The following is a 6,500-nucleotide window of genomic DNA, read 5'->3' as shown; positions in this document are numbered from 1 at the left end:
GAAAAGAGTGTTAAAAATCAAACACAACCTGACACATCTCTAAGTGTCAGATAACTCCCTTCTGTCAGATGAAGTTTGATCTATTACATCTAAGTTACAGATGTAAGTCTCAATGTATGCTTTGTTTTTGAGCTAATCAATTGCGATCGCCGCATAATCGGGATAGGGAGAATCCTCACGAATCCCCCCTCCCACACCACCCGGCATGCGGGTCCGCACCGGGCGGTTCAGCATCACGGAGCAAACACTAACCTGTGTCATCAAACGTAGCCCTGGGCTTTCATCCACAAGTCACGTATCGACAACAATCCCTGTTGTTCTAACCACTCATTGGTCATCCCAGTTTGCGTCGCCAACGTTCTCGACAAATGCCAATAGCCTCGTCGGCTAATGCCCGTCAAAATCGCATGGCGCTTATCTGTCCCGAGGGCCAAAAGCTTGCTGATGCGAGTACGCGGTCTGCACCACTGTTTCCAGTAACACATCCGGATGCGCCGTCGCAACCAACCATCGAGCTCGGGTATCGGGTGATAATACTGTGAGATGCCAAAATAGCCCATCCAGCCTCGCAGATACTGGTTTATGCGCTCCAAGCGGTAGTCCATTGAGACTCTCCAACTGCAGGCTGTTAATCCCTTCAGTCGGTGTTTGAAGTCTGCAAAGGCTTTATCTGACCAATACACCCGGATTCCCTTGAAATTGAAACCCGAGATATTCCAAGGCATGGACATTCACCACCTGTGACTTTTGCCGGTTCACCTTCAGCCTCAGCTTCTGGGTGAGATATCGGCTGATCTTAGCCATTACCCACTTTCCCGCTCGCATACTTTTGACCAGAATCACCAGGTCATCCATATACCGAACAAAGCGGTGGCCTCGTGTCTCCAGTTCCTGGTCGAGATCATCCAACAATATGTTGGCGAGCAACGGTGAAAGGGGAGATCCTTGAGGGGTACCCCAATCTGTTGACTGGATGATGCCATCCACCATTACGCCTGCTCGCAGATAGCGGCCTATCAGCGTCAAGAGCACTTTTTCGCGCACTTTCCGTGACACCCGGGCCATCAAAACGTCGTGCTGGACCGTATCGAGAAATTTCTCCAAGTCCAAATCTACGGCGATGCGATAACCCGCTTTGAGGTAACCTTTTATCTGCTTGATTGCTCCATGAGCAGAGCGCTGTGGACGACTCCCAAAACTTGACTCTGAAAAGCCAGGGGTTCACTTCACTCTGCACCACCGCGTCATTTACCCTGTTCCTTGGACCGTTAGGTTTCGTTGTGGTGTGCCAACTCACCCAGGAATCCAGGCCTTCTATGACGTTTCTGTACCCTTCGGGAAGTCTTACGCCTACGTCAGCTCGCAGATGTGCCGCTGGCTTCCTTCAGACCCTCCCTCGCGAGAGCGTCCTTGCCTTAGGCTAGTAGTACTCGTCTCTCGGATCCTATGACTTTCGAGCATTTGGACGGGGTCCTCCCTCCTACAGGGGACTTTCACCCCATTAGTTCACGTCCATGCCAGGCGTACACACGCCCATGCACGCCGACCGCAGTAAGTGAGTCGGTATGATGCAGAGGTTATCTGCAGCGGGTGATGGGGATCGTTGGACTACCTCAGTTAAACCTTCAGGTGCTTATCCAGAGGACATTTGCGAGAAAACTGCACCTAATCAGTAGGCTATGCTCTATCTCGAACTAGTTTTTTGCCAGCCTCCAAATCGCCATCGCAAAAATAGAAATGAACTCAGTAGCAGAGTAAATAGGATTGCGGCGCTCCATCCACCAAAGATACCTACTCCTAATTGTGGCAGAAAATCAACCAGCCCTTCTCCTTGCTCAAATGTCAGGATATGAGTGAGTGGCACAAAGCCCAACCAACTCAATAGAACAGCAAACAGACTCGGCACCTTGACGTCGCCGGTACCTTGAAGGCAAAAGGCGCTGCCAATATTCAATGCATTAAAAGCGTTGTAGACAACGGCTAGCCAGAGTAATGTCTGGCTCAGTTGAATAACGGCTTCAACGTGGGCATCAGTCGTCGTGACGAATAGGGGTATTAGCCACTGCCCGTTAAAGGCAAGTAAGACATTCACTGAAATCGAGTACAGCACACATAAGGCGATCGCTATATTGCCTAATCGCTTTGCCCAGCGGCGATTACCTGCTCCAATTGACTGTCCGACCAAGGTTGTTCCTGCCTGCGCGATACCTAGCGTTGGCATGTAGGCCGTCGAGGTCAGCATCATGACAACCTGGGTAGCAGCCCCTGGTACGACACCAAGCTTGACCTGCATGATTTGAAAGAAGGCAATCCCGGTTAAATCGGCGGTCATAAGAAACCCGAGTGGAAGACCTACCGCAAAAAGATAGCGAATCGCTTGCCACTGGGGCTTCCAAATCCGATGAGATTGGAAGTCTTGACGAATCTCACGGCTGAGAAAAACCCAGAGAAAAAGCACCATGCCAGCCATGAGCGAAAGGGTTGTCGCCCATGCGGCCCCAGCCATTCCCATTCCCAACTGAAACATCAAGCTCTCATTCAAAACCACGTTGAGGAGGGCAATGGCGATCGATACCCACAGCGTAATCGTAGTTCTACCAACGCCATTGAAGAAGGCGGTCAATCCTAAATTTATAATTGCGATTGTCAAGCCCAAGAGACGGGGTATCCAGTAGTCGATGGCTAGCTGCTCAACGACTGGAGAGAATTGAAACAGCTTAAGCAACTCAACTCCTGAAATAGCCAGTAGAACGAACAGTGGGGTGAGCAAGAGTGCACCCCAAAATCCGGCCCCAACCGCTTGGGCGGCCTGATGATATTTACCCTCTCCATAGGCTTGAGCCACTAAAGTTTGTACATACATGCCGACCCCACCAAACAGGACGAACAGTACCAGGATAAGAAAGTACAGCGCCCCCATTGCAGCGATCGCATCGGTCGAGAGGCGTCCAATAAACCAAGAGTCTGTAAGGTTCAGAACAGCTTGAACCCCGTTACTGAGAAACAGTGGAAACGCAAGAAGCAAAATGCCTCGATAATCCACACGACGTTTGCCTCGCCAGTCAACTTTTGCGACAGGGAGGAGTGATTCCGTTTGATAAGCCATCGTAAAGCCCGCCTTTCCCTTGTCGCTACCAAGTTGTTGTCATCTGGCGAATTAAGTCATGAGTTTTAGCTAGAGACTGCCGACGAGAATCTTCTCTTTCGTTTGAGTTTGCAGCACGAATAAACGTGATGTCGCTCACGCCAATAAGTCCCAAAACCGCACGCAGATAAGGTTCTTGGAAACCATAGCTGACGAGGTCTGTGCCAGCGGCATAGCTACTTCCTCTCTCTCTTAGGCTAGAGTCGCGATGCAAAATATGTGACATGTGCAACTCGTTCCTTGAACGATATTTCAGCAGATACCTAGGAGTATGCAGTGGGTTAAGTCTTGATATCTTGCAGCTTTCTCCGATTTTTTGCACATTCTCACTAATGGTTGATAACGATTTTGGGGTCACTTCAGTCTCTACACAATCGCGTCATTTACCCTGTTCCTTGGACCTCTAGGTTTCGTTGTGTTGTGCCAACTTACCTGGGAATCCGGGCCTTCTAAGACGTTTCTGTACCCTTCAGGAAGTCTTACGCCTACGTCGGCTCGCAGATTTGCCGTTGGCTTCCTTCAGCCCCTCCCTCGCGAGAGCGCCCTTGCCTTAAGCTAGTAGTACTCGTCTCTCGGCTCCTATGACTTTCGAGCATTTGGGCGGGCCTCCTACAGGGGACTTTCACCCCATTAGTTCACGCCCATGCCGAGCGTACACAACCGTTTGCAGCGGACAATATGGAAATCCTGGGGTAGCATAAAGGTTGATTGTTGCCGCTGAACACGACCGTTAGACCGCTAGACCTCAGTGGTGACGGTGGCTTAAAAGCTATCTGTGAGTGTTTAAAGTTAAGTCAGTTTAGACTTTTGCTGAGATGGTGTTGTGAGATGAGAGTATTAATCACTGGCTTTGAGCCAAATGATGATGGGTTGAATGCGTCAGAGTCAGTTGTGGTTTCGCTGCGTGATAATCCCACTCAAGAGCTTAGTCAGTACCTTCATTACATTGATTTCAAGATTATGCCTGGTAATACCAACGGTCTTAGGCAGGTAGTCGATGAAACCCTCAAAGTCGTCTCGCCTGATCTTTGCATTGGGATTGGTCAAGCACGAGGCTACAACCGGATAGCTCTTGAACGAATGGCAAAGAATTTAAGATATTTTGTGACATTGGACAGAGCAGGTAATGCACCAAAAGGTGAGAAGGTTGTCCCAAATGCTCCCATAGCTTACTGGAATTCTTTGCTAGAGCAAGATAGTTTAGTTTCCTTGCTAGAAAGCCGCAATATTCCAGCTAGAATTTCCAATGATTGTGGAACTCATTTATGCAATCAGATTTTTTATCACTTTCTTCATTGGAGGGAAACTCGTAAATCTGACATGAAAGTTGGTTTTGTCCACATTCCAGTACTGCCAGAGCAGGTCATAAAGTATTGGGCAGAGTCACCATTTATGCCAATGGAGATGACCCGTCAAGCTCTCTCGCTAATTATCAGTAGACAAATACAGATGATTAATTCAAAACTAAGCGCGGTCTAACAACCCGGTTGGAGCGAGCTAACAAAGCTGGTCGGTGCTGTAGCAAAGGTTTTTGCAGCCGTTCAACCGGAAAGTTATACAGTGCTGCCGACTATCACTGAACTCCTGCAGTGTGCCATTACAGAAATATTAAAGTGATCTGACAAGCAACAGACTGAGAGTGCAGTTTGGCTCTAAGCTGGAAAACAAAACGAATTGGCATCTCGCAGCTTCTTGGTTAACTACTCGCAACTTGAGTTTTCATTCGCTATAATCGGAAAAATCTAAATAAACCTTGACCACATCCAGACCTAGTCGTTTGACCTACGGGAAAAACTTAAGTTTTCAAACTAGATGTGGTCTAACCCCAACAAAGGCATTGATGGGAAAGAGTAATTTTTGTGTCGGTGTAGAGCGAGTCAGGGATGGTGTGAGCCTGACCATACGGCAAAAATGAATATCCTCCCTGAGCCGCCCTCCAAAAGAAGGATCGCTCGCGATCGCATTCGAGTAGACAGGGCCGTGGCCTGCACGTTATAGCAGGAGGCTCTTCCCATTTGGGAGTAGCTGCAAAGACCGACGTTGCAAAGCGTTGGCAAAATTGGGTGGTACCGCGCTCACCTCAGCGCCCCAATGTGGAGGAATAAGGTTGGCGATTGCCGACTTTATAACGGCTCTATACCCACAGGGAGTGCGGTAATCATGTTTCGCGATGTTGAAAAAACGCCCAGTTTCTCCAGCCTGGAGCAGACGGTTATAGCTTTTTGGAAAGCGCACCATATCTTCCAAAAGTCGGTAGATAAACCAGCCCCCCAAGGCAATTTTGTATTTTACGAAGGCCCACCCACCGCCAATGGTAAACCGGGTGTGCACCATGTCATTTCTCGGGCCTATAAAGACCTGTTTGTTCGCTACAAAACCATGCAAGGTCATCGTGTTGTCCGCAAGGGCGGCTGGGATACCCACGGCTTGCCGGTGGAGCTAGAAGTCGAGAAGCGCCTAGGGTTTACTAAAAAATCAGATATTGAAGCCTTTGGCATCGCCAAGTTTAATGAACTTTGCAAGGCGTCTGTGTTCGAGCGTATTCAAGATTGGCAGGCCATGACCGAACGGATTGGCTACTGGCTGGATCTTGAAAATGCCTATGTCACCTACGAGAATACGTATATTGAGTCTTGCTGGTGGCTGATGAAGTCGCTGTGGGATCGGGATCTGCTGTTTGAAGATTATCGAGCTACCTGGCATTGTCCACGCAACAACACCAGTCTCTCGGATCATGAGGTAGCGCAGGGATATCGAGATGCTGAGGACCCCTCAGTTTATCCGAAATTTCCGGTTAAAACCCGTCAGTTAATAGAGCGGGGCTGGTTAGATGAGGTGCATAGCCAGCGATCGGTCTACTTACTGGCGTGGACCACAACCCCCTGGACACTGGCGGCGAATGTTGCGATCGCAATCAACCCCAGGGCAATCTATGGCCTATTTGAAGCCCCTACCCAGCATGGCGAGGAGACCCAAAAAGATTTCTACCTTTTAGCGCAGGATCTGGCGGATCAGGTCTTTGGTGAAGGAAACTACCGCACCCTCAAAACCTTTTCAGGGGAATCTTTGGTGGGTCTGGATTATGCCCCGATCTTACAAGGGCGAGTCCCCGACGGAGAAGACCTCACCAATGCGTTTCGAGTCTGGGGTGACGATAGCGTCATGATCGATGAAGGCACTGGGGTACTACACATTGCCCCGGCTTACGGTGACCTGGACCTGGGTCGTAAATATCAGCTGCCCATGCTGTTTTCAGTTGATCTGCTGGGACAAGTCTATCCAGAGGTGAAACTGCTAGCGGCCTCGGCGGGTGACGGTCCCTACACCGGCAAATTTTTCAAAGACGCGGATCGGC

General features: G+C 49.5%; 5 protein-coding genes, 1 pseudogene and 1 other annotated feature. Of the genes and pseudogenes, 2 read left to right on the top strand and 4 right to left on the bottom strand.

Going from position 1 to position 6,500, the window contains the following annotated elements:
• Positions 1 to 132 precede the first annotated feature (132 nt).
• The 4 genes and pseudogenes from DXZ20_RS38240 to DXZ20_RS16165 all read right to left on the bottom strand — a co-directional run bounded on the left by DXZ20_RS38240 (position 133) and on the right by DXZ20_RS16165 (position 3,371).
• Positions 133 to 261, bottom strand: coding sequence for a hypothetical protein (locus tag DXZ20_RS38240; RefSeq protein WP_284681678.1), 129 nt, complete (start codon positions 259 to 261; stop codon positions 133 to 135).
• A pseudogene (locus tag DXZ20_RS37510) lies at positions 261 to 1,218 on the bottom strand (reverse transcriptase domain-containing protein); the annotation flags it as partial. The pseudogene DXZ20_RS37510 and the gene DXZ20_RS38240, both read right to left, overlap by 1 nt.
• Positions 1,219 to 1,684: 466 nt before the next feature.
• On the bottom strand, positions 1,685 to 3,106 hold the full coding sequence (locus DXZ20_RS16170; RefSeq protein WP_163699272.1) for an MATE family efflux transporter: 1,422 nt from the start codon (positions 3,104 to 3,106) through the stop codon (positions 1,685 to 1,687).
• Positions 3,107 to 3,131: 25 nt separating this feature from the next.
• Positions 3,132 to 3,371, bottom strand: a complete 240-nt coding sequence (locus tag DXZ20_RS16165) for an NADPH-dependent FMN reductase family protein (protein ID WP_163668305.1) — start codon at positions 3,369 to 3,371, stop codon at positions 3,132 to 3,134.
• Positions 3,372 to 3,973: 602 nt separating this feature from the next.
• On the opposite strand from DXZ20_RS16165, the gene DXZ20_RS16160 reads away from it, so the two are divergent.
• Together DXZ20_RS16160 and DXZ20_RS16155 are read left to right on the top strand one after the other, a co-directional pair.
• Complete coding sequence (locus DXZ20_RS16160; RefSeq protein ID WP_163699270.1) at positions 3,974 to 4,624, top strand: pyroglutamyl-peptidase I; 651 nt, start codon at positions 3,974 to 3,976, stop codon at positions 4,622 to 4,624.
• Between the two features lie 349 nt (positions 4,625 to 4,973).
• Positions 4,974 to 5,239 (top strand) — a binding site (T-box leader).
• 66 nt (positions 5,240 to 5,305) lie between these two features.
• Positions 5,306 to 6,500 (top strand): class I tRNA ligase family protein (locus tag DXZ20_RS16155; RefSeq protein WP_163703511.1); only part of this gene is annotated, 1,195 nt, incomplete at its 3' end.

Origin of the sequence: Adonisia turfae CCMR0081 (assembly GCF_011009555.1) — a bacterium.
Lineage (GTDB): Bacteria > Cyanobacteriota > Cyanobacteriia > Phormidesmidales > Phormidesmidaceae > Leptothoe > Leptothoe turfae.
The sequence above is the reverse complement of the archived record's forward strand: the minus strand, read 5'-3'. Positions and strand labels throughout refer to the sequence as shown.

What these genes read in the sequence shown, in the direction of transcription:
- DXZ20_RS38240 (WP_284681678.1), bottom strand. Translation starts at nt 261, where the DNA reads ATGACACAGGTTAGTGTTTGCTCCGTGATGCTGAACCGCCCGGTGCGG.
- DXZ20_RS16170 (WP_163699272.1), bottom strand. Translation starts at nt 3,106, where the DNA reads ATGGCTTATCAAACGGAATCACTCCTCCCTGTCGCAAAAGTTGACTGG.
- DXZ20_RS16165 (WP_163668305.1), bottom strand. Translation starts at nt 3,371, where the DNA reads ATGTCACATATTTTGCATCGCGACTCTAGCCTAAGAGAGAGAGGAAGT.
- DXZ20_RS16160 (WP_163699270.1), top strand. Translation starts at nt 3,974, where the DNA reads ATGAGAGTATTAATCACTGGCTTTGAGCCAAATGATGATGGGTTGAAT.